General features: G+C 63.6%; 26 protein-coding genes and 2 tRNA genes. 22 read left to right on the forward strand and 6 right to left on the reverse strand.

Translation table 11 applies throughout. From position 1 onward, the window contains the following. Nucleotides 1-45 precede the first annotated feature (45 nt). From hpaH to X265_RS04945, 3 genes are read left to right on the forward strand one after another with little or no spacing between them, the layout of a single operon-like run. On the forward strand, nt 46-774 hold the full coding sequence (gene hpaH, locus X265_RS04935) for a 2-oxo-hept-4-ene-1,7-dioate hydratase (protein ID WP_128969144.1): 729 nt from the start codon (nt 46-48) through the stop codon (nt 772-774). Between the two features lie 25 nt (nt 775-799). Then, complete coding sequence (locus X265_RS04940) at nt 800-1,195, forward strand: RidA family protein (protein ID WP_128963888.1); 396 nt, start codon at nt 800-802, stop codon at nt 1,193-1,195. A 13-nt stretch (nt 1,196-1,208) separates the two neighbouring features. Then, nucleotides 1,209-2,084 carry an amidohydrolase family protein gene (locus X265_RS04945; RefSeq protein ID WP_128963889.1) on the forward strand — a complete coding sequence of 292 codons (876 nt, stop codon included), beginning with the start codon at nt 1,209-1,211 and terminating at the stop codon, nt 2,082-2,084. A gap of 117 nt (nt 2,085-2,201) precedes the next feature. Here the strand turns inward: X265_RS04945 and X265_RS04955 are convergent, their stop codons facing one another. Continuing rightward, a complete protein-coding gene (locus tag X265_RS04955) occupies nt 2,202-3,209 on the reverse strand; it encodes an LLM class flavin-dependent oxidoreductase (RefSeq protein WP_128963891.1) in 1,008 nt (335 codons plus the stop codon). Between the two features lie 137 nt (nt 3,210-3,346). On the opposite strand from X265_RS04955, the gene X265_RS04960 reads away from it, so the two are divergent. The 3 genes from X265_RS04960 to X265_RS41905 are packed head-to-tail and all read left to right on the forward strand — an operon-like array spanning nt 3,347 to nt 4,502. Continuing rightward, on the forward strand, nt 3,347-3,835 hold the full coding sequence (locus tag X265_RS04960) for a Crp/Fnr family transcriptional regulator (protein ID WP_128963892.1): 489 nt from the start codon (nt 3,347-3,349) through the stop codon (nt 3,833-3,835). After that, nucleotides 3,832-4,200, forward strand: a complete 369-nt coding sequence (locus X265_RS41900; RefSeq protein ID WP_283815018.1) for an HAD hydrolase-like protein — start codon at nt 3,832-3,834, stop codon at nt 4,198-4,200. The genes X265_RS04960 and X265_RS41900 overlap by 4 nt, the downstream gene beginning before the upstream one ends. Beyond that, nucleotides 4,125-4,502, forward strand: coding sequence for an HAD-IA family hydrolase (locus X265_RS41905; protein WP_283815019.1), 378 nt, complete (start codon nt 4,125-4,127; stop codon nt 4,500-4,502). Before X265_RS41900 ends, X265_RS41905 begins: the two co-directional genes overlap by 76 nt. A gap of 991 nt (nt 4,503-5,493) precedes the next feature. Here the strand turns inward: X265_RS41905 and X265_RS04980 are convergent. Then, a tRNA-Thr gene (locus X265_RS04980) sits at nt 5,494-5,568 on the reverse strand. 316 nt (nt 5,569-5,884) lie between these two features. Between X265_RS04980 and X265_RS04985 the strand changes: the two genes are divergently transcribed. The 5 genes from X265_RS04985 (at nt 5,885) to X265_RS05005 (ending at nt 9,930) form a co-directional block, all read left to right on the forward strand. Next, on the forward strand, nt 5,885-6,073 hold the full coding sequence (locus tag X265_RS04985) for a hypothetical protein (RefSeq protein ID WP_128963893.1): 189 nt from the start codon (nt 5,885-5,887) through the stop codon (nt 6,071-6,073). A gap of 25 nt (nt 6,074-6,098) precedes the next feature. Continuing rightward, a complete protein-coding gene (locus X265_RS04990) occupies nt 6,099-7,805 on the forward strand; it encodes an FAD-dependent oxidoreductase (protein WP_164938431.1) in 1,707 nt (568 codons plus the stop codon). Nucleotides 7,806-7,925: 120 nt separating this feature from the next. Further along, nucleotides 7,926-8,234 carry an EthD family reductase gene (locus X265_RS04995; protein WP_100175035.1) on the forward strand — a complete coding sequence of 103 codons (309 nt, stop codon included), beginning with the start codon at nt 7,926-7,928 and terminating at the stop codon, nt 8,232-8,234. A 214-nt stretch (nt 8,235-8,448) separates the two neighbouring features. Then, on the forward strand, nt 8,449-8,958 hold the full coding sequence (locus X265_RS05000; protein WP_164938432.1) for a hypothetical protein: 510 nt from the start codon (nt 8,449-8,451) through the stop codon (nt 8,956-8,958). A gap of 147 nt (nt 8,959-9,105) precedes the next feature. Next, the gene (locus X265_RS05005) at nt 9,106-9,930 is read left to right on the forward strand and encodes an alpha/beta fold hydrolase (protein ID WP_128963895.1); all 825 of its coding nucleotides are present in this window, start codon (nt 9,106-9,108) and stop codon (nt 9,928-9,930) included. A gap of 9 nt (nt 9,931-9,939) precedes the next feature. Here the strand turns inward: X265_RS05005 and X265_RS05010 are convergent, their stop codons facing one another. Then, nucleotides 9,940-10,581 (reverse strand): TetR/AcrR family transcriptional regulator, encoded by a 642-nt coding sequence (locus tag X265_RS05010; protein WP_128963896.1) that lies wholly within the window; start codon nt 10,579-10,581, stop codon nt 9,940-9,942. 82 nt (nt 10,582-10,663) lie between these two features. Between X265_RS05010 and X265_RS05015 the strand changes: the two genes are divergently transcribed. From X265_RS05015 to X265_RS41020, 10 genes are all read left to right on the forward strand, one after another. Beyond that, nucleotides 10,664-11,602: an SDR family oxidoreductase gene (locus X265_RS05015; protein WP_128963897.1), complete on the forward strand. Its 939-nt coding sequence runs from the start codon at nt 10,664-10,666 to the stop codon at nt 11,600-11,602. Between the two features lie 26 nt (nt 11,603-11,628). Then, on the forward strand, nt 11,629-12,288 hold the full coding sequence (locus X265_RS05020; RefSeq protein WP_164938974.1) for an NAD(P)H-binding protein: 660 nt from the start codon (nt 11,629-11,631) through the stop codon (nt 12,286-12,288). Between the two features lie 89 nt (nt 12,289-12,377). Continuing rightward, on the forward strand, nt 12,378-12,827 hold the full coding sequence (locus X265_RS05025; protein WP_164938433.1) for a DUF2948 family protein: 450 nt from the start codon (nt 12,378-12,380) through the stop codon (nt 12,825-12,827). A gap of 158 nt (nt 12,828-12,985) precedes the next feature. Continuing rightward, nucleotides 12,986-14,281 (forward strand): histidinol dehydrogenase, encoded by a 1,296-nt coding sequence (hisD, locus tag X265_RS05030; RefSeq protein WP_128963899.1) that lies wholly within the window; start codon nt 12,986-12,988, stop codon nt 14,279-14,281. Then, nucleotides 14,278-14,775: a UPF0262 family protein gene (locus tag X265_RS05035; RefSeq protein WP_128963900.1), complete on the forward strand. Its 498-nt coding sequence runs from the start codon at nt 14,278-14,280 to the stop codon at nt 14,773-14,775. The genes hisD and X265_RS05035 overlap by 4 nt, the downstream gene beginning before the upstream one ends. Before the next feature lie 6 nt (nt 14,776-14,781). Further along, a complete protein-coding gene (locus X265_RS05040; RefSeq protein WP_128963901.1) occupies nt 14,782-15,249 on the forward strand; it encodes an arsenate-mycothiol transferase ArsC in 468 nt (155 codons plus the stop codon). Nucleotides 15,250-15,405: 156 nt separating this feature from the next. Next, entirely contained in the window at nt 15,406-16,035 is a 630-nt protein-coding gene (locus X265_RS05045; protein ID WP_128963902.1) for a Maf-like protein, read from the forward strand. Nucleotides 16,036-16,161: 126 nt separating this feature from the next. Next, nucleotides 16,162-16,344, forward strand: coding sequence for a DNA gyrase inhibitor YacG (gene yacG, locus X265_RS05050; RefSeq protein ID WP_128963903.1), 183 nt, complete (start codon nt 16,162-16,164; stop codon nt 16,342-16,344). Nucleotides 16,345-16,530: 186 nt separating this feature from the next. After that, nucleotides 16,531-16,606, forward strand: a tRNA-Phe gene (locus tag X265_RS05055). An 86-nt stretch (nt 16,607-16,692) separates the two neighbouring features. Beyond that, complete coding sequence (locus X265_RS41020; protein WP_194417918.1) at nt 16,693-17,523, forward strand: DUF6538 domain-containing protein; 831 nt, start codon at nt 16,693-16,695, stop codon at nt 17,521-17,523. A gap of 20 nt (nt 17,524-17,543) precedes the next feature. Here the strand turns inward: X265_RS41020 and istB are convergent, their stop codons facing one another. From istB to X265_RS05075, 3 genes are all read right to left on the reverse strand, one after another. Then, nucleotides 17,544-18,356: an IS21-like element helper ATPase IstB gene (istB, locus tag X265_RS05065; protein WP_208764263.1), complete on the reverse strand. Its 813-nt coding sequence runs from the start codon at nt 18,354-18,356 to the stop codon at nt 17,544-17,546. Beyond that, entirely contained in the window at nt 18,353-19,825 is a 1,473-nt protein-coding gene (istA, locus tag X265_RS05070) for an IS21 family transposase (RefSeq protein WP_128963904.1), read from the reverse strand. The genes istB and istA overlap by 4 nt, the downstream gene beginning before the upstream one ends. 281 nt (nt 19,826-20,106) lie before the next feature. Beyond that, the gene (locus tag X265_RS05075; RefSeq protein WP_164934317.1) at nt 20,107-21,132 is read right to left on the reverse strand and encodes an IS110 family RNA-guided transposase; all 1,026 of its coding nucleotides are present in this window, start codon (nt 21,130-21,132) and stop codon (nt 20,107-20,109) included. Between the two features lie 328 nt (nt 21,133-21,460). Between X265_RS05075 and X265_RS05080 the strand changes: the two genes are divergently transcribed. After that, complete coding sequence (locus X265_RS05080) at nt 21,461-22,303, forward strand: site-specific integrase (protein ID WP_128963905.1); 843 nt, start codon at nt 21,461-21,463, stop codon at nt 22,301-22,303. The last annotated feature ends 17 nt before the right edge of the window (nt 22,304-22,320 follow it).

Raw genomic sequence — 22,320 nt, forward strand, 5'->3', positions numbered from 1 at the left:
GGCCGCTCGCCTCGATGAGCCGAGCGCAGCAAGGTGCTGATCCCGATGTTCTCGAAGGAGTTTCCAGAGTTCAGCATCGAGGATGCCTACGCGGTCCAGCGCGCCTGGACCAAACTGCAGCTGGGCCGCGGGCGCGTCATCAGGGGGCACAAGATCGGCCTGACTTCGAAGGCGATGCAGAACGCGGTCGGCATCTCCGAGCCCGATTACGGCGTGCTGTTCGCCGACATGTTCTATGCCGACGCCACGCCGATTCCTTTCGACCGTTTCCACGCGCCGCGGATCGAGGTCGAGCTCGCCTTCGTGCTGAAGGCGCCCCTGCGCGGGCCCGACTGCACCATCTTCGACGTGCTCAATTCCACCGATTACGTCACGCCCGCGCTGGAGATCCTGGAGACGCGCATGCATCGCGTCGATCCCGAGACCGGCAAGACGCGCAAGGTGATGGATACGATCTCGGACAACGCGGCTAACGCGGCGCTGGTGCTCGGCGGCCGGCCGATCCGCCCGATGGATGCGGATCTGCGCTGGATCGGCGCGCTGCTGTTCCGCAACGGCGAGGTCGAGGAGACCGGGCTTGCCGCGGGCGTGCTCAACCACCCGGCCAACGGCATCGCCTGGCTCGCCAACCGCCTTGCTCCGCATGATGAGCATCTCGCAGCCGGCGAGGTGGTGCTGGCGGGATCGTTCACGCGTCCGGTCGACATCCGCCGCGGCGACACGTTCCACGCCGACTACGGCGCGTTCGGCTCGGTGTCCTGCCAGTTCGTCTGAATCAACAACAAACAGGGAGCGCATCATGACGAGTCAATCGCGGCGCAAGAGCATTCACATCGGCGGCTTCAAGCACGCCAATCCGATTCCGAACGCCTGCCGCATCGGCAACCTCGTGATGTCGGGCGTCATCCTCGGCCGCGATCCCGCGACCAATACGATGCCCGAGAGTCTCGACGCGCAATGCGCCAACATGTTCGCCCATATGAAGGCGACGGTCGAGGCCGCCGGCGGCACCACCGATGACATCATCAAGATGACGGTGTGGCTGAAGGACCGCGGCAATCGTGGCCCCGTCAATGTCGCATGGCTGAAGATGTTTCCGGACGAGCATTCGCGCCCGGCACGTCATGCGCTGCCGATGGACAACATGGATGGCGGCGCACTGGTGCAGTGCGACTTCACCGCCGTGATCGACTGAAGGAGCCTGCCGCATGCCGACCTATCTGCCGTTCGATCCGAACCCGCGCCGCCCGATCAAGCCACCGCCGCCGAAGACCGTGGACAGCCAGTTTCACGTGCTCGGGCCCATCGAAAAGTATCCGGAGCGCCCCGGTGCGGCCTACCGGATGCCGTCAGCGACCTGGGAGGCCGCGCTGCGCATGCACAAGACGCTCGGCATCGAGCGCGGCATCATCGTGCAGACCACGACCTACGGCGCAGACCACGCCGTCGTGCTCGACGGGCTCAAAGCCATGGGTCCGAACTATCGCGGCTGCGCCAACGCGCTGGTGTTCGCGGAGGCGAACGACGCCTATCTGGCAAAACTGCATGACGCCGGCGTGCGCGGCGCGCGTTTCAGCTTCCGCCAGGAGCTCGGCGCGGTGCTGTCGGATGCCGATTTCGGCCGCGCCATCGCCCGCATCCGCGAGCTCGGCTGGTACGTGAAGATCCAGCCCGAGAAAGACGGCATCATGTCGAGCGTCGCCAAATACGAGAATCTCGACGTTCCCGTGCTGATCGACCACATGGCCCGCCCCGAGCCCTCGCGCGGCAAGGACGACCCGAACCTGCGCAAGATGCTGGAGCTGCTCGAGAAGGGCAATTTCTGGGTCATGCTCTCGCTCGGCGAGAAGACCTCGCAGGCCGGGCCGCCTTACGACGACGTCATCCCGATCGCGCGCGCCTATATCGAAGCGGCCGTCGACCGCTGCGTCTGGGCTTCCGACTGGCCGCATCCGGTCTCCGTGAAGCAGCCGCCGAACGATGCCGACCTGCTCGAACTGATGTACCGCTACGCGGCGGACCAGACCGAGCTGGAGAAGATCCTGGTGCACAATCCGGCCAAGCTGTTCGGGTTTGTGGATTAGGACGAACTCCCTCCGTCGTCATTGCGAGGAGCTCTTGCGACGAAGCAATCCAGGGTCTTGCAGCAGTGGCAGTCTGGATTGCTTCGCTGCGCTCGCAATGACGGCGTGGCCCCACGCTCACCCCGCCTGCTGCTTCGCCAGCCTGTCCCTTACCTCGGCGGCGATCTCGAACGAGCGCAGCCGCGCGGCGTGATCGTAGATCAGGGCCGTGGTCATCAGCTCGTCCGCCGCGGTGTCGGCGATCAACGCCTTCAGCTTCTCCTCCACTGATGCCGGCGAGCCGACGGCGGAGCAGGCCAGCGACTGCGCCACGCCTGCCTTCTCTGCCGGCGACCACAGCGCCTCCATGTCGTCAATCGGTGGCGGCAAAGGTCCGGGCGTGCCGCGGCGCAGATTGATGAACTGCTGTTGCAGCGAGGTGAACAGGCGCTGCGCCTCCGCATCGCTGTCGGCGGCGAATACATTGACGGCGACGATCGCGTAGGGCTTGTCGAGCTGCGCCGACGGCTCGAACCGCGCGCGATATTCACGCAGCGCCGGCATCATCATCTGCGGCGCGAAATGCGAGGCGAAGGCGAACGGCAGACCCAGCATCGCGGCAAGCTGGGCACCGAACATGCTGGAGCCGAGGATCCACAGCGGCACCTTCGTGCCCATGCCCGGCACGGCGCGGATGGTTTGGTTCGGTTTGACATCGCCGAGCAGGGCCTGCAGCTCCAGCACGTCATGTGGAAAGTTCTCGGCGGCGGTCGCAAGGTCGCGCCGCATTGCCCGCGCGGTGAGTTGGTCGGTGCCCGGTGCGCGGCCGAGCCCGAGATCGATCCGGCCGGGATACAGCGATTCCAGCGTGCCGAACTGCTCGGCGATGACCAGCGGCGAATGGTTCGGCAGCATCACGCCGCCCGAACCGACGCGGATCGTCTTCGTGCCGCCTGCGATGTGTCCGATCACCACCGAGGTCGCCGCGCTGGCAATGCCCGTCATGTTGTGATGCTCGGCCAGCCAGAACCGTTTGAAGCCCCACCTTTCCGCATGCTGGGCGAGATCGAGCGAATTGCGAAACGCCTGTGCGGCGTCGGAGCCCTGCCGGATAGGCGCGAGGTCGAGCACGGAGAAGGGAATCATGGGAGGGTACCGGTGAGGGGCTGCGCGTCTTGAGAGATCACATGTAGTGTTGGCGCCTCGGATGGGTAGGGCCCCGCGAGGCCCGCCCCATCCTGGTCCTGCTTGTCGCAAATGGTGGCGGAGCGTATCCTGCGCCGATGACCGCCAGTTCCCCCGATCTGAAAGCGTTCCTCCTCGCGACGCCGTTCTTCGGCGGTCTGTCGGATGCCAGCCTCGACCTCCTGATCTCGATGCTGGTCGAGCGCCACTTCGAGGTAGGCGCGACGATTGTCGCCGAAGGCGAGCCAGGACGCTCGATGTTCATCGTCAAGTCCGGCCGGCTGGCGGTGAGCAAGCGAGCGAGCGCGGGCGGCGTCATCCCGCTGTCCGCACTGGAGCCCGGCGATTTCTTCGGCGAGATGACGCTGATCGAAATGCAGAACCGCTCCGCCACGGTCGTCGCCGAAAGCGAGACGGTGCTGTACGAGCTGACGGCCCAGAAGCTCTACGCCTGCTACAAGGCCGACATCCACGCTTATGTGATGGTGCTGCAGAACATCAACCGCGAGCTGTGTCGGCGGCTAAGGCGCGCCGATGAGCGGTTCACGGGGCAGCGGGTCGGCAGTGAGGAAACCTCTTTGAAATGAACGCGTCTGCAACTCCCGAACTCATCATCTTTGATTCCGACGGCGTTCTGGTCGATAGCGAGGTCATCGAGCTGACCGTCTTTGCGCGCATCGCAGCCGAGGAGGGCGTGGCGATCAGCGTGGAGGACGCGGTGCGATCTTTCCGCGGAGTCAAGATGGCCGATTGCGTAAGCGAGGTCGAGCGCCGGCTCGGTCGCGGCGTTCGGGATAGTTCGTCGCCGACGTGCGACAGGCAACAGCGCTGGCTTTTGATGCCGAACTGGAGCCTGTCGATGGAATTCACGCCGCGCTGGCAGAGATCACAAGTCCCGTTTGCGTGGCGTCGAACGGGCCGATGTCGAAGCTCACGCATGCGCTCGCATTGACGAAGCTGCTCGGCCATTTCGAAGGCCGCATTTTCAGCGCCTACGAGGTCGGCTCGTGGAAGCCGGATCCCGGACTGTTCCTGCACGCGGCGCAAACGATGGGCGCGCAGCCCTCGGCTTGCGTCGTTGTCGAGGATTCGTTGTCCGGAGCCCGCGCAGCCAGGGCCGCTGGAATGAAGGTCCTCGGCTTTGCCGGCGGTCGTCCGGACGCCGAGCAGGAGTTGGCGGCGTTCTGTGACGGCGTCTTTCATCGCATGAGCGATCTGCCGTCGTTGCTGGCTTGTCCTGCGGTGAGGGCGTAGGCCGCTCTTCGAGTTCGTCGCCCGGATGGAGCGAAGCGCAATCCGGGGCATGTGTCCGCAGTTGACGCCCCCGCATTACGCTTGCGCTCGATCCGGGCTACGAAAGTTCGTTGCCGATGCGGCTACAGCAGCGCCAATGAGTGCAGCGAATTTCGATGAAGGCCGAAGGCAACCAGGCCGGAGAGAAGCAACGCAGTCCCAGTCACGATCAGGCAAAACGCAAACACTATTGAAGCCCCTGGTACGTCTTGAATGACCAGGACGATAATAGATAAAATTTTACCGACAATCGAAAGGAAGAATTAACCTTACCTGTGCGGTCGCACGACCCGTCGGGCAAAACACCCGCCTCCTCCCAAATCCCGTCAACCCCTCCACAAAAACATTCCGCTTTACCGAAATTCGGTTTTGCGACATTATTCGCGCCATCCCGGCCCGTTGGAGAGGGGCGATCGTACGTCGTCACGAACGTGGGCTGGGGATGCGGTGGACGCGGCAGCGCCGGCGCGGATGTGAGGGCAGGGCGGGCGGAGGATTGAGCCGAACCCCGTGAGCCCATCGCAAGCCGTGTCGTACGAACGGCGCCTGAACCCGGCGTAGCCCTTGGGCGAAGTCGGACTGCGTACGGCAAAACCGTGTGGTCCTGGCCGTCGTTGCTACGGTCAAGCACTTGCGGAGGCGGCACTGGCGTCAACCGGCGCGGTGCCGGTGAATTCCGTGAGGTGAGGGAGGCCAGAAGGAATTCGGCTCCCGGGAGAGCACGGCATAAGCCGTCCGACCACCGCGCAGGGAAGGCCGAGTGTTCGGCGCCACCTGTATGCTGCTGTGCGGTTTCCTTGCGCTACACACCTCGCGCAGCGGACCGCGGGTGCCCGTCGGCACCCGGTCTTCCCTGCGCCCTCTTCACAAGAGGAGGGCAACGGACAAGAGCAATACTCGGGCGTTTCGTGCCGCGAGAATGCCGATCCGTGATCGTTCTGGGAAGAATGGATGGTGCTGCCAGACAGGATTGAACTGTCGACCTCTCCATTACCAATGGAGTGCTCTACCACTGAGCTACGGCAGCATGTGCTGGGATAAGAATCGGCCGCCCGAGGGGCCTACCAAGCGGGCCGATATCTGCCACAGGCCTCCCCGCTGTGCAAGCTTGCAAGACCAGCCAAAACGAGAAAATCGGGGCGATATCGGGGGTATTACGGCTGTTTTTGCCCGGAATGACCGACTTTCCATCGATTTTGGTTCCGCTTCCCCCGCCCACCTGGCCAGTTGGCCCCTCCAGTGGATTCGACCCATTTTGGATTTCGCATGATCGGGACCATCAGGGCCTCTTGAGCTGCCGCATTCTCTGGGCATGGTATCGGCATCTGCTGGATGGACCCGTGATGGCTGACGAGACCGACAAGACCGCGAAACAGACAAGAGCATCGCGGGACGACCGCCTGAAATCGGCGCTGCGGGAGAATTTGAAGCGGCGCAAGGCGCAGGCGCGTGAACGCGCCGCAAGCGGTGATCCCTCGCAAAACGAAGATGGGCCCCTAAATCAGGGGACCGCCGGCGAGGCCGGCAATTAGAAATCTGGAGTGCAAGAACGTGGCGATGGGGCAGAACGAACAGGACCGAATCGATCGCGACGCGATGATGTCGCGTTTCACCCGCCCCGAGCAGACGTTTCCGGTGCTGACCTCAGCCGAGATCGAGCGCATCAGGAGTTTCGGCGAGCTCCGTACGTACAAGGACGGCGAGCTGCTATTCGAGACCGGCAAGCCCGGGCCGGGCATGTTCGTCGTGCTGAAAGGTCATGTCGCCATCACCCAGCGCGACGGTCTCGGCAACGTCACCCCGCTGATCGAGCAGGGGCCGGGACAATTTCTGGCCGAGCTCAGCCAGCTCTCCGGCGGTCGGGCGCTGGTCGATGGCCGTGCCGAGGGCGATGTCGAGACGCTGCTGCTGCCGCCGGAGCGCCTGCGTGCGCTGCTGGTCGCCGAGGCCGAGCTCGGCGAGCGCATCATGCGGGCGCTGATCCTGCGCCGGGTCAATCTGATTCAAGCCGGCGTCGGCGGCATCGTGCTGATTGGTCCCTCGCATTCGGCCGGCGTGGTGCGCCTGCAGGGCTTTCTCACCCGCAACGGCCAGCCGCATCATCTGCTCGATCCCGACCGCGACCGCGATGCCGCCGAACTGATCGCGCGCTATTCGCCGAAGCCCGAAGATTGGCCGCTGGTCGTCACCTCGGACGGCGCCGTGCTGCGCAACCCCGGCGAGACCGAGCTTGCGCGGGCCATCGGCATGATCGGCGGACCGCGCAATGACCGGATCTACGACGTCGCGATCGTCGGCTGCGGCCCGGCCGGGCTCGCCACCGCCGTGTATGCGGCATCCGAAGGGCTGTCGGTCGCCGTGCTCGATACCAGAGCCTTCGGCGGCCAGGCCGGCGCCAGTGCGCGCATCGAAAACTATTTGGGCTTTCCGACCGGCATTTCCGGCCAGGCGCTCACCGCCCGCGCCTTCAACCAGGCGCAAAAGTTCGGTGCCGATATAATGATTCCCGTCACCGTGAAGTCGCTCGACTGCACGCGCACGGGCGGCGCCTTTTCCATCGCGCTCGACGGCAGCGATCCCTTGCGCTCGCGCGCGGTCGTGGTCGCGAGCGGGGCGCGCTATCGCCGGCCCGAGATCGAGAACCTCGACACATTCGAGGGCCGCGGCGTCTGGTACTGGGCCTCCCCAATCGAGGCGAAGCTGTGCGCCGGCGAAGAGGTCGCGCTGGTCGGCGCCGGCAATTCGGCGGGGCAGGCGGCCGTGTTCCTGTCGGGACATGCCAAGAAGGTCTTGATGATCATCCGCGGCGGCGGCCTTGGCGCCAGCATGTCGCGCTATCTCATCGAGCGCATCGAAGCGACGCCGAACATCGAGTTGCTGTTCAACACCGAAATCACGGCGCTCGAGGGCGACGAGGCCGCGCTGCTGCGGCGGATCCGCTGGAAGAGCCGGCTGTCAGATGACGAGGATTCTGCCGACATCAAGAACCTGTTTCTGTTCGTCGGCGCCGATCCCGCCACGTCCTGGCTCGACGGCTGCGGCGTCACGCTCGACCGCGGCGGCTTCGTCGTCACGGGCGCGCAATCCGAGCAGAACCAGGGTCGGCTGGTCGCGCCGCTCGAGACCTCCGTCCCCGGCGTCTACGCCGTCGGTGACGTCCGCTCCGGTTCGGTCAAGCGCGTCGGCGGCGCCATCGGCGAAGGTGCGCAAGTCGTAGCCTCGCTGCACGGCTATCTCGGCGACGCCGCAAAACCGGCGCTTTAGTCAAGGATATGACAAGCAGACGGCAAGTCGAATGTGACTTGCCATCTCGCCGTGTCCCACGGACACTCGCCACGTCGCGAGATCAATCGCGCGAAGACAAAGATCAACTGGGAGGACTCAATGGCCGAACTCGTCGTGCTCTACAAAACGCCAAAAGACGCTGCCGCCTTCGACAAGCACTACGCCGAAACCCACATTCCGCTCGCCAAGAAGCTTCCTGGCCTCAAGAAATACGCCGTCAGCACCGGTGCGGTCGGCTCGCCCGCTGGACCATCAGGCATTCACCTCGTCGCCATTCTCACCTTCGACAGCGTGGGCGATATCCAGAAGGCCTTCGGCAGCGAAGCGGGCAAGGCAGCCGCAGGCGACGTGCCAAAATTCGCTAGCGGCGGTGCCGATCTGCTGATCTTCGACACCAAGGAAGTGTGAACCTGTGATTTCGTGGCCCGGATGGAGCGAAGCGTAGTCCGGGCTACAATTGCCGTCGTTTGTGACAGCGGTGCAAAAAATTCAGCCATGCGTTCTTCGACTCGCGCGAACACGCATGGCTGCACGCGCATGTGTGATGCGAGTGCAGGTGGTAATCCAGTGGGGGACGTACTATCAATCTCCAGATCTCAATGCAGAGAGTAGGAGAGATGCCATGGTCCTCGGCTTGAGCCTTCCCGCCTTCACCTTGGTCCACGTCGTCATCAGCCTGATAGGTATCGTCGCCGGCCTGATCGTGATGTTCGGGCTGCTCGGCTCGAAGCCGATGCCGGGCCTGACCGCGATCTTCCTGCTGTTCACGATCCTCACCAACGCCACCGGCTTTCTGTTTCCGTTCAAGGAGCTGCTGCCCTCGTACATCATTGCCGCCATCTCGCTGGTGCTGCTCGCGATCGCGTGCGTGGCGCTGTACGGCATGAAGCTTTCGGGCGCGTGGCGGCCGGTCTACATCGTGACCGCGATGATCGCGCTCTACTTCAACGTCTTCGTGCTGATCATCCAGTCGTTCCTGAAAGTGCCGGCGCTGGCCGCGCTCGCCCCGGCCGTGCCGCCCGCGCCGCCGTCCGGGCCGGTGTTCGCCGTCGTGCAGGGCATCGTGTTGGTGTTCTTCGTCCTGCTGACCATCGGCGCCTGGCGCCGCTACAAGCCGCTGGCGTTCGCCTGATCGTCAACACCTCGTCATTGCGAGGCGATGCGAAGCATCGAACTGTGGTGCGCAATTGCGCACCTGAGAATCTCGCGAGCAATCTCTGAATGCCGGGTTCGCGCTGTGCGCGCCCCGGAATGACATTTTCAATGAAGGAGTCCCCCAATGCCTACCATCACCACCAAAGACGGCGTCGAGATCTTCTACAAGGATTGGGGCTCGGGCCAGCCGATCGTGTTCAGCCATGGCTGGCCGCTGTCATCCGACGACTGGGACGCGCAGATGATGTTCTTCGTCACCCGCGGCTATCGCGTCATTGCGCATGACCGCCGCGGCCATGGCCGCTCGGCGCAGGTCGCCGACGGTCATGACATGGATCACTATGCCGACGATCTCGCTGCGCTGACGGCGCATCTCGATCTCAAGAACGCCCTGCATGTCGGTCATTCCACCGGCGGCGGCGAGGTGGTGCATTACATCGCGCGCCACGGCGAGTCTCGCGTGGCGAAGGCGGCGATTCTCTCGGCAGTGCCGCCGCTGATGGTGAAAACGGATGCCAATCCCGGCGGTCTGCCGAAGAGCGTGTTCGACGGCTTCCAGACCGCGCTCGCCGCCGGCCGCTCGGCGTTCTATCGCGACATCGCCGCCGGTCCGTTCTACGGTTACAACCGCCCGGGCGCGAAACCGTCGGAAGCCGTGATCCAGAACTGGTGGCGCCAGGGCATGATGGGCGGCGCGAAGGCGCATTACGACGGCATCGTCGCATTCTCGCAGACCGATTTCACCGAGGATCTGAAGAAGATCAACGTGCCGGTGCTGGTGATGCACGGCGACGACGATCAGGTCGTGCCTTACGCGGATTCCGCGCCGCTGTCGGCCAAGCTGCTCAAGAACGGCACGCTGAAGACCTACAAGGGTTTTCCGCACGGCATGCCGACCACCGAAGCCGAGACGATCAACGCCGATCTGCTGGCGTTCTTCAAGGCGTGAGGCGCGGCCTCACGCCAGGATCGCCCTGATCGCATCGAAGGTTCGCTTGACGAAGGCCTCCGGCTTGTCGCGTGAGCCTTCGCTGAGCCAGCTCTCGCCGCCGACGCGCATCGCGCCGGTGGCGATCATGGCGACAAGCCGGGCCTTCAACCGGTCCGACTTGCGGCCCGAGCGTTGCGCGAGACCGTCCGCCAGCGCGCGTTCCAGCTTTTCGTATTTGAGCTGGTCGCGGGCCTGAAGTGCGGGATTGTCACGCTTCAGCCGCGACATCGCCGCCGCCTCGGTCGGATCGATCCGTTTGAGCGCGGCTGCGATCGCGTTCTCCGCCGCCGTCAGCATGGATTCCTCCGCGGGCCGTGCCAGGATCTCGGTCACGAGGGCCGTCGCAGCATCCTCCTGCCAGGCAGCCACGACGTCCTCTTTCGAGGCGAAATAATGAAAGAAGCTCCGTCGCGACATGTCGGCTGCATCGGCGATGTCGTCGATGGTGGTGGTTTCGAAGCCGCGCTCCAGGAACAGCGCCATCGCGGCTCGCTTCAGCCGCTCGCGGGTCGCCTGCTGCTTGCGCTGGCGCAGACCGGCGGAAGCCGGAAGTTTCTCTCCAGGGATCAAGGGCTTGGGACGTTTCCCGCTCGGCTTCGACGCCTTCAATTATTTCACCTCTTGCAAAGTTGCACTGAGTGCACATTTAGACCCCTCGCGGGCGGCATTCCAGCCCCGAACGGAGATTGGCATGACCGACTGGACCACGGCAGACATCCCTTCGCTCAGCGGCAAGACCGCCGTCGTCACCGGGGGCACCGGCGGCCTCGGGTATGAGTCGGCATTGGCGCTGGCAGGCGCCGGAGCCATCGTCATACTCACCGGACGCAACGACGCAAAGGGCCTGCGGGCGATCGAAGGCATTTGCGCGCAGTTTCCCAACGCTCTGATCGCCTATGAGCATCTCGACCTCGCCAGTCTGTCCTCGGTCGCCGATTTCGCCCGGCGCTTCGCGGCCAGCAACGACCAGCTCGATCTCCTCGTCAACAATGCCGGCGTGATGGCGCTGCCCAAGCGGCAGCAGACCGAGGATGGTTTCGAAATGCAATTCGGCACCAACTATCTCGGCCATTACGCGCTCACGGCGCGTCTGTTGCCGCGTCTTCGCCGCGCCAAGGCGCCTCGGGTCGTCAATCTGTCGAGCCTTGCGCATCGCTCAGGCGCCATCAATTTCGACGATCTGCAGAGCAAGCGGTCCTATCGTCCGTTGCGCGCTTACTCCCAGTCCAAGCTCGCCGTCCTGATGTTTTCGCTCGAATTGCAGCGGCGGAGCGATGCGGCCGGTTGGGGCTTGCGGAGCATCGCCGCGCATCCCGGCTTTGCGCGAACCGATCTGATTTCGAACGGGCCCGGCGTCAGCACCTTGCAATGGCGCGTGGGGCGGTTGCTCCAGCCCTGGATCAGCCAGTCCGCGGCCGAGGGCGCTCGGCCCACGCTGTTTGCGGCGACCTCGCCGGCGGCCGAGCCCGCCGGCTATTACGGTCCGAACGGGTTTTACGAATTGAAGGGACCGCCGGGGATTGCGAGGATCATGCCACAGGCGAAGGATTTTGCCGCGGCAGCCATGCTCTGGGATGCTTCGGCGACGCTGACGGGTGTATCTTTCGACGAGATCGCAGCCGCCGCATGAGCCGCGACATCGATGGGAATGTCCCGATGCAGGTCATCATCTTCGGCGCGACCGGAATGGTCGGGCAGGGCGTGCTGCGCGAGTGTCTGCTCGACGACGGCGTTGATCGCGTGCTGGTCCTTGGGCGTAGCCCGACCGGCGTGCACAACGCCAAGCTGACCGAGGTCATCCATGACGATTTCACCGACTATACGGCGATTGAGGCGAAGCTGACCGGCTATGACGCCTGCTTTTTCTGTCTCGGTGTCTCGTCGATCGGCATGAGCGAAGAACGCTACCGCCGTCTCACCTATGACATCACGCTTGCGGCTGCGACGACGCTGGCGCGGCTCAATCCGCAGATGACCTTCACCTACGTCACCGGTGCCGGCACCGATTCCACCGAGCAGGGCTCGCGAATGTGGGCCCGCATCAAAGGCAAAACCGAGAACGATCTGCTCAAGCTGCCGTTCAAGGCCGCCTACATGTTTCGGCCCGGTGCGATACAGCCTTTGCACGGGATCAGATCAAAGACGGCCTGGGTGCAGGCGGTCTATGATGTCTCATGGCCGCTGTGGTCGGTGCTGCGCCGGATTTCGCCCAGGCTCGTCACCTCGACCGAGCAGATGGGCCGCGCCATGATCCATGTCGCTCGGGTCGGCTATCCCAGGCACGTGCTGGAGATGGAGGATATCAATAGCCTCTAGTCCGTTCGTCGCGGGATCGCTAGTTTGCGCGGAAATTTCGGCAGTTCCAGGCGTTGAGCCGTATCAGCCCTAGAGGAGAAATGTCGGGAATGTCTCCCCAGCTCAAACTGATCGCGCTCGATGCCGACGATCTCGCCGTGATCTCGACCCATGTACAGGATGCTCGCGTCCAGCCTTCCGACATCATCTGGCGGCAGGGCGAGAAGCGCTTAGTGGTCGGCATGAGCCGGCTGGACTGGGAGCAGACGCTGGACGGGGAGGCCGAACCGCGCCGGCTGGTCGCAGCGCTCCGCTTCGACCGCGTGCTCGCCTGCAAGTCGCGCAACATCGACTTGGGAGCTCCGGACAAGATCCTGGACCTCGTCGGCATCGAATTTCATCCGCAGGGCGGCCGCGACGACGAGCCCGGCGGCAGCGCGCTGTTGCTGTTTGCCCATGGCGGCGCCATCCGCCTCGACGTCGAATGCCTGGAATGTCAGTTGACCGATCTGGGGGCGGACGAACTGGGGACGGGCGTCGGGATCGAGGGGGAGGGTTGAGGTGGCCGGTATACCAGCTCCGTCGGGGCAGGCCCTCGCTGGATCGGTAGCTTCCAGGAGGTGGCAGCCAAGGGTTGACGCAGCTTCCCCGCCGCGCCATTGAGCAGGGGGGGCTGAGCCAGACTGCGCCCCCTCAACCAGCAGAAGCCTAGCCCCAAATGCCCGTTCGTCTCGACCGCAGCAGCGCCGATTTTGACCAGCGATTCCAGGCGTTCCTCGCCGCCAAGCGCGAGGTCTCGGCCGATGTCGAAGCCGCCGCGCGCGCCATCGTCGATGACGTGGCCAGGCGCGGCGATGCCGCCTTGCTCGAGGCCACCGCCAAGTTCGACCGCTTGAGGCTGGATGCAGCCGACCTTCGCGTCTCGGCCGCCGAGATCGAAGCGGCAACAAAGGCCTGCGAGCCTGAGACGCTGGACGCGCTGAAACTCGCGCGCGACCGTATCGAGATTTACCATCGCCGCCAGCTGCCGAAGGACGAGCGCTTCACCGACCCGCTCGGCGTCGAGCTCGGCTGGCGCTACACCGCGATCGAATCCGCCGGCCTCTACGTGCCCGGCGGCACCGCGGCCTATCCGTCCTCGGTGCTGATGAACGCTGTGCCGGCCAAGGTCGCGGGCGTGTCGCGCCTCGTGATGGTGGTGCCCTCGCCCGACGGCAAGCTCAATCCGCTGGTGCTGGCCGCGGCTTCGCTCGGCGGTGTCACCGAGATCTACCGCGTCGGCGGCGCGCAGGCGGTGGCCGCGCTCGCTCACGGCACCGCGACAATCGCGCCGGTCGCAAAGATCGTCGGTCCCGGCAATGCCTATGTCGCTGCCGCCAAGCGTTTGGTGTTCGGCAAGGTCGGCATCGACATGATCGCCGGCCCCTCCGAGGTGTTGGTGATTGCCGATGACACCGGCAATGCCGACTGGATCGCCGCTGATCTGTTGGCGCAGGCCGAGCACGATGCCAGCGCCCAATCGATCCTGATCACCGACTCGGCGCGGCTTGCGGCTGATGTCGAGAAGGCCGTCGAAGCGCAGCTGAAGACGCTGCCGCGCGCCGACATTGCGGGGCGCTCCTGGGTCGATTTTGGGGCCATCATCATGGTGAAGAATCTCGCTGAGGCCATTCCGCTCGCGGATGCCATCGCCGCCGAGCACCTCGAAATCATGACCAGCGATCCCGATGCGCTCGCCGCCAAGATCCGCAACGCCGGCGCGGTGTTCCTCGGAGCCCATACGCCAGAGGCGATCGGCGACTACGTCGGCGGCTCCAACCACGTGCTGCCGACGGCGCGCTCGGCGCGGTTCTCCTCAGGCCTGTCGGTGCACGACTTCATGAAGCGCACCTCGATCCTGAAATGCGGCCCGGACCAGCTGCGTGCGCTTGGCCCGGCCGCGATGACACTCGGACAAGCGGAGGGGCTGGATGCTCATTCGCGCTCGATTGGATTGCGCCTCAATCTGTCATGACAAAGCCGCCCGAACAGGACGACTCGACCAATCGCATCGTCGCGGTCACCCTCGACGAGGACTCGATCGGCCGTTCCGGGCCCGACATCGAGCATGAGCGCGCGATTGCGATCTATGATCTGATCGAGCAGAATCTGTTCGCGCCCGAAGGCGCCGACGGGAAGGGGCCGTTCACGCTGCATATCGGCATCAGCGGCAACCGGCTGATGTTCGACATTCGTCGCGAGGACGGCACGCCCGTGGTCGCGCATCTGTTGTCGCTGACGCCGTTCCGGCGGATCGTGAAGGACTATTTCATGATCTGCGACAGCTATTACCAGGCGATCCGCACTGCGACCCCCGACAAGATCGAGGCGATCGACATGGGCCGCCGCGGCATCCATGACGAGGGATCGCGCACGCTGCAGGAGCGGCTGAAGGGTAAGGTGCGGGTCGATTTCGAGACGTCGCGCCGCCTGTTCACGCTCATTACTGTCCTGCACTGGAAGGGTTAAACGCGGATGGCTGCGCCCCCACGCGCACGCGATCCGCAATCGGTGCTGTTCGCCTGCGCGATGAACAGCGTGCGCTCGCCGATGGCCGAGAGCCTGTTGCAGCACATGTTCCCGCAGGGCCTCTATGTGAAGTCCGCCGGCGCAAGGAAGGGCGAGCTCGATCCGTTCGCGATCGCCGTGATGGCCGAGCTCGGCCAGGACATCTCCGCTCACAAGCCGCAGACCTTCGAGGAACTGGAAGACTGGGAGGGGCTGAATTTCGACCTCATCATCACGCTCTCGCCCGAGGCGCATCACAAGGCGCTGGAGCTGACCCGCACGCTCGCTGCCGAGGTCGAATACTGGCCGACCCAGGATCCCACCACCATCGAAGGCAGCCGCGACCAGAAGCTCGCCGCCTATCGCGAAGTCTGCGACCAGCTTCTGATGCGCATCCGCCGCCGGTTCGCCAAGGTCGGCGCCGCGAACGGGTAGGTCGCAATGATCGTAACACCGGCGTCACAGACCGAGGGCACTCCATGTGGCGACTCCCGAATCAGCAAAGTCCGGGTTCCCGGGTTGTGAAATCAGCCCCCTTCCGATAGGTTCCGCGCGCAATTCACCTCCTGCCTCATCTCCTCAAATCACCTGATGCTCGGCCGCCCCAAATTCGTTCTTGCCTCCGGTTCGCCGCGGCGCTTGTCGCTGCTCAACCAGGCCGGCATCGAGCCGGACGCGCTCCGGCCGGCCGACGTCGACGAGACGCCGCGACGGGGCGAGCTGCCGCGCGCCTGTGCCAACCGCCTGGCGCGGGCCAAGGCCGATGCGGCGCTGAAATCGGTACAGCTCGACGACGAGCTGCGCGGCGCCTTCATCCTGTCTGCCGATACCGTGGTGGCGGTCGGCCGCCGCATCCTGCCCAAGGCCAATCTGGTCGACGAAGCCGCGCAGTGCCTGCGGCTCTTGTCGGGCCGCAACCACCGCGTCTACACCGCGATCTGCCTGGTGACGCCGCGTGAGGCCTTCCGCCAGCGCCTGGTCGAGACCCGCGTCCGCTTCAAGCGCCTCTCGGAAGACGACATCCAGGCCTATATCGGTTCCGGCGAATGGCGCGGCAAAGCCGGCGGCTATGCGGTGCAGGGCATCGCCGGCTCGTTCGTGGTGAAGATGGTGGGCTCCTACACCAACGTGGTCGGCCTGCCGCTGTACGAGACCACGACGCTGCTCGGCGGCGAAGGCTTTCCGATCCGCTTCGGCTGGCTCAACGCCACCGCGGTCTGACCAAAATCTCGAAAACAACCCCATGCACAGTAGAACCGGCCGGCGGCACGCGGGCGCCTGTTCAAGAGGAACCCGTTTGCCGAGAGACGCTTGAACCGTCTCTGCTGGTGTAGACTGCCCGCCATCATGGACGACCAGATCAAGAAGCCCACCGGCCCCCTCAAAACCTGCCCGATCTGCGGCAAGCCGCAGGTGCAGGCCACCCGCCCGTTCTGCTCCGCGCGCTGCCGCGACGTGGACCTGAACCGCTGGCTGAAAGGCACCTACGTCATCCCCGGCCGGGATGACGAGGTGGATGATATCGAATAGCTGAATAATATCAGCCTATTAGCCGCGCTTCCGACGCGCTGCCCGTCCGCCGCGGCGGGCCCGCCCGAGCTTGTGCACAGCCGGGCCGCACCGCGCGGGGCCAATGGCGAAGCGTGGGTGGACAGGCCGCTCTCGGCCCACTATAAACCGCCCGCTCGATGGGCTTTGGCCCCTCTCTTGGAGCACGCCCAGGTAGCTCAGTTGGTAGAGCATGCGACTGAAAATCGCAGTGTCGGTGGTTCGATTCCGCCCCTGGGCACCACGGCTCTTTTAAGAGCCTGATATCCAAAGCAAATCAGCAATTCCAACGGCTTACCCCTCCACTAGTGGTACAGAGAGGTGGTACAAATGCCGTTGCTCATGTCGCGTCCTTGGAAGCATCCAAAAACCGGTATCTATCAGCTCCGGCGAGCGGTCCCAGAAGACTTGCGCGCGCTCGTTGGCAAGCGTGAGGAGAAGGTAAGTCTCCAAACCCGCGATCCCGCAGAAGCCAAACAGCGGTTCGCAAAAGCCCTGGCGGAGCTGGAGGTCCGCTGGGCGAACCTTCGCGCCGGTCCAAAGCCCCTGACCGAGCGCGAGGCGCACCATTTGGCTCTTGCCGAACATGATAGCTGGCTGCAGGCGTACAGTGACAACCGGAGCCAACAGACGAAATGGGACGTGAGACTCGGGGACTGGGTCTTTGGAGCTCGAGGAAGCTCCCCATTGGTCGAGCCAGGTTCTTTCCGATCGGACTCAAGCCAAGAGTGGCTCAAGATCCGCCTCATGGAGCACGACTGTCTTGAGACAGCGAACCGATATCTGGTTGCGCACGGTTTAAGTGCCGATTGGCAAAGCCGGCAGACGATGGCCAGAGCCATTGGCGCAGCAATACAGCGTGCATGCCTAGCTCTCGCAAAGCTTGCCAGAGGTGAAGGTCTTACGCAGTTTGCCTTCTCGCCTGCTGTCATGTTGGGCGGTGGACCGGCCGCTTCACTCGCGTCCCAGCGAACCACCTCGTTTCAGGAGCTTTTGGATGGCTGGGAGGCTGAACGCAGACCAGTAGCGAAAACCATTTATGAGTGGTCGCGTGTAGCGCGGCAATCTGGGTGGGAAGTGCGCGGCAAACAGGATGGCGAGGCAGTGTCGCGGCCTGATGATGATTGCCGCGATGATTGTCGCGCGCAAGAGTTTTGTTGAACTCTGATTGTCGCGCAGCGTCAATCAGCGACGGTTTTGGGTGTCGCGTGCGATGGTGGCCGTCCTGGACCGCGTTTTCGTTCGAGGGCGGTCCGTCTGCGATAGCTCTCGACGTTCATCTCGACGATGGTGGCGTGGTGAACGAGGCGATCGATAGCGGCGAGGGTCATGGCGGGATCCGGGAAGACCCTGTTCCATTCGCCGAATGGCTGATTGGCGGTGATCAGCATCGAGCGGCGCTCGTAGCGAGCGCTGATGAGTTCGAACAGCACGCTGGTCTCGGCCTGATCCTTGGTGACGTAAGCGAGATCATCTAGGATCAGGAGATCGAAGCGATCGAGACGATTGATGGCCGCCTCGAGGTTGAGCTCGCGTCGCGCCAGCTGGAGCTTCTGCACGAGATCGGTGGTCCGGGTGAAGAGGACGCGCCATCCGTTCTCGATGAGGGCCAGGCCGATCGCTGCCGCCAAGTGGCTCTTTCCGCCGCCGGGCGGGCCGAACAACAGCAAATTGGCGCCCTTGCCCAGCCAGCTGTCACCGGCGGCGAGCGCCATCACCTGCGCCTTTGAGATCATCGGCACGGCTTCGAAGTCGAAGCTGTCGAAGGTCTTTCCGGCGGGCAAACGTGCTTCGACAAGGTGTCGTTCGATCCGACGGCGGCCGCGTTCGGCGATCTCGTGCTCGGCGATGGTCGCGAGGAAGCGGCCGGCCGGCCAGCCTTCCTTGTCGGACTGTTCGGCAAATTGAGCCCACAGCACCTTGATGGCAGGCAGCCGGAGTTCATTGAGCAACAGATTGAGGCGCGCGGCATCAACCGTGTTCGTTACGCTCATGCGGCACCTCCGGTCTCGGCGGTACCGATGAGGCATTCGTAGGTCGCAAGCGGCACGAGCTGCACCACGACGTTCGGCAGGTTGGCGGGATCGGGGGCGAAGTGAGCACGTAGCCGGTTGAGGTCGGGCAGTCGGCCGGCGTCGAGGTCGGCGGTGAGCTGATCGGCGAGTTCGGCCTCGCAGCCGCGGTCATGAGCGAGCGCGAGGAGGTCGACCATGATCCGGCAGGCTTTTTTGTCCGGCAAGCGTTCGCGCAGGCGATCGAAGGTCTTCCGATAGGCATCGCGCGGGAACAGCCGATCTCGATAGACCAGATTGAGAAGCGCCATCGGCTTGCGCCGCAGGGAATGGATCACGTGCCGATAATCGACGACCTGGTCGTACTTGCCATTGGGATGCGGCCGCCCACGCGGCAGGGTGACGAGATGGGTGCCGCCGACGAACACGTCGAGACGATCGTCGTAAAGGCGCACCCGCAGCCGGTGACCGATCAGGCGCGATGGCACTGTGTAGAACACCTTGCGCAGGGTGAAGCCGCCGGACGATGTCACGCGGACGATCACCTCTTCGTAGTCGGAGGTGCGCCGATCGGGCAGCTCCTGCAACACCACGCGCTCGCTATCGATCCGCTTGGCGTTGCGGGCATTGCGGCGGCTGACGATCTCGTCGATGAAGCCGCGATAGGTGGCAAGATCGTCGAAGTCGACAGTTCCGCGCAGCAGCAAGGCATCCGCGATTGCTCGCTTGAGATGACCGTGGGGCCCTTCGATCGAACCATTCTCGTGAGCAACGCCTCGATTGTTCCGGGAAGGCCGCATGCCGTAGTGGTCACAAAGGGCCTCGTATCGCTGCGTCAGATCGTCCCGTGCATCGCGATCGAGATTGCAGAATGCGGCCGACAGACTGTCGGTCCGATGCTCCCGCGGCGCCCCACCGAGCGACCAGAGGGCATTCTGCAGGCCTTCCGCCAGGGCAACGAAGCTCTCGCCGCCAAGCACGACGTGGGCGTGCTCGAACCCGCAATAGGCCAAACGGAAGTGATAGAGACGATGATCCAACGGAGCACCCGCGATCGTAACACCCAGTTCGTCCATGTCTGTGAAGTCGGAGAGGCCGAGTTGGCCAGGCTCGTGGGTTTGGCGGAAGATCACCTCCTGCTCCTCGCCGTGGACCGCCCGCCATGCACGGATCCGACGTTCCAGGGTACGACGGATACCGCTGCCGAGATCCGGATGACGCCGTAGCATCTCCTCGAACACCGCCACCGGGCGTAAGCCAGGTGCCGCCTTCAGGATCGGGACGATCTCGGTCTCGAACACGTTGCTCAACGGGTCCGGTCGTCGCCGGCCGCGGGGAGCCTTCCTTTGCGATGGAAATCGGGGGTCTCTCTCGATCCGATAGGCGGTCGACGCACTGAATGACGCCTTGGCCGCCGCCACTGGCGGGCTATCGGTCTGACGGTACTTCATGTAGAGCCTTCTGTGGTTGCCGCCCGCAATGCAAGAAGTTTCTGACCCTTTGGCGTGTGATCGAGTGCGGTCTTCTGTCAGGCCTTCCTTTACGGCATTTTCAGAAGCCGCTGGCCGGTATGGTGATCCGCGGACCAGGTCCAATTCTCATCTCCGAGCACGTCGGCTCTTTGGCTCTAGCTGGTTTCCTGATCCAGATCTGTTCGATCGTTGCGCCCATTCGGGTCGTCGCCTTCTCACACCCCCTTCGCCAACGTCAGGCTATTTCGTGCTGCATGCAGTCATGCCGTCACTGCCTGCGCTGGGTTCCGATAATCCTCCTTCCGGGTGAGCATGGCCCAAATCGTCCGAGCCATCTTGTTCGCCAAGGCGATCGCCACAAGCATGCGCGGCTTCCTCGCCAGCATCTGCGCCAGCCAGGATCCGCTAGGGATCGACTTGCGCCCGAGCCAGTTCAGCCGCGACATCGCCCCAACGATGAGCAACTGGCGAATGTCCGCCTGTCCTTCCTTCGAAACGCGTCCGAGCCTTTCCTTTCCCCCTGAGGAATGTTGCCGTGGGACCAAGCCGAGCCAAGCCGCGAAGTCTCGGCCACGTCGAAAGGCCGCCATGTCGGGCGCGAAAGCCTCGATCGCGAGTGCGGTCAGCGGGCCGACCCCCGGCATTGTCTGCAGCCGCTGCGCCGTGACCGTCCGCGTCGCCAACTTCTTGAGCTGCTCTGCCTTGGCATCGATCCGCTCCGTCTTGTAGGCGATCTGATCAATGAGACTCCGACATTCCTCGCGGACCAGTTCTGGTAGATCGCTGTTCGGATCTTCGAGGATTGCGTCAATGCGTTTAAGTTGTTCGATTCCTTGCGGGATGATATGGCCGAATTCGTAGAGAACAGAACGCAGCGCATTCACCAGATCGGTGCGCTGATGAACAAGGCGCTTCCGAGCCCGAAAGAGCACTGCCCTGGCCTGCTGTTCTTCCGATTTCGGCTCGACGAAGCGCATCTCGGGGCGCTGTGCCGCGATCACGATTGCTTCGGCATCAGCCGCGTCGTTCTTTTGGCGTTTCACAAAAGGCTTCACATATTGCGGAGCGATCAGTTTCACTTCATGGCCGAGCTTGACCATCTCCCGTGCCCAATAGTGGGCGCTGCCACAGGCTTCCATCACCACCACTGCCGATGGGTGGCCCGCCATGAACTTCCGAAACTGAAGCCGCGACAGTTTCTTTCGAAATTTCAAGTGTCCCGCCATTGACGCCCCGTGGAGCTGAAACACATTCTTGGCTAGATCCACTCCGATCACCGTATCCATCAATTTGCCGTCCTCTTCGCTTCGGGGTTCAAACACTGCGTTCTTGGCACATTACGATGCCGTCTGGGGAGGGCGGCAACCATCCCATCTCATCTGGTGATCTGTGATGTGTCGGCCGGGCAAGCGAGTGATTCCTCTTGGCGGAAGAACCACTTGCATAACCCCGCCGGCCGCGATCACCAGTCGGCGCGGTCCTCCTCGGGATCGCGCCGACGCTGGGCCCGTAACTCCGGTCGGGCTACGCCCTCCCTACGTCACGGGCCCAGCGAAACTCTCTCACCTTGATTGACGCTGCCTTCCATCCTGATTGCCGCGCGACAGGTCGCGCGTGATCCGCGAGCTGGAGAGGTATCTCGGCCATACTGACGCCAACCGCTTGACGTCGGAGAACTTGGTCGATTGGAAGCGTGCGCTGGTTGCGGGCGGATTGCGACCCAAAACCATTCAAGGAGCCAAACTTTCGCCGGTGCGGGCGATCTTGCAATGGGGCGTTCAGAACAAGCTCCTTGGCTCCAATGCTGCCGAAGGCATTTCCCTCGAACTCAGAGCCAAACAAGGAGAGCGCAAGCGAAGCTTCACGGATGAAGAAGCGAAGACGATCTTGCGAGCTGCGCTCTTGGAGAAAGAACCAGTCAAGAGGTGGGTGCCATGGATCGGCGCCTACACCGGAGCGCGACTTTCCGAAATCTGCCAATTGCGCCGGGAGGACGTCCTAAAGATTGAAGATATCTGGTGCATAAAGTTCGTCCCGGAAGCTGGCTCGCTCAAGACGGCTGGATCGGAGCGCATCGTCCCTGCTCACCCGGCGCTGGTTGAGTGTGGCTTTCTCAAATTCGTCGCCGAAGTGAGATCCGGGCCTCTCTTCGCCGAACTCTCTCCAGACAAGTTTGGCAAGCGCGGTGGTAATGGGACCAAGATGATCGGGCGGTTCGTGCGTCAGCTTGGATTGAAAGACCCACGACTGTCTCCAAGCCATTCATGGCGCCACCGGATCAAGACACTCGGACGAAAACATGGACTTGCCCAAGATATATTGAATGCGATCACTGGCCACGGCTCGAAGTCGGTCGCCGACTCGTATGGCGAGTTTCCTGTGGAGGCGCTTTATCGAGAGCTTCGCAAGATTCCGGCTCTCAATTTGGGCGGCTTCGCGCAGGGAAAGGGGACTTAGAAGGCTGCTGGTCGCAA

Origin of the sequence: Bradyrhizobium guangdongense (genome assembly GCF_004114975.1) — a bacterium.
GTDB classification, from domain to species: Bacteria; Pseudomonadota; Alphaproteobacteria; order Rhizobiales; family Xanthobacteraceae; genus Bradyrhizobium; species Bradyrhizobium guangdongense.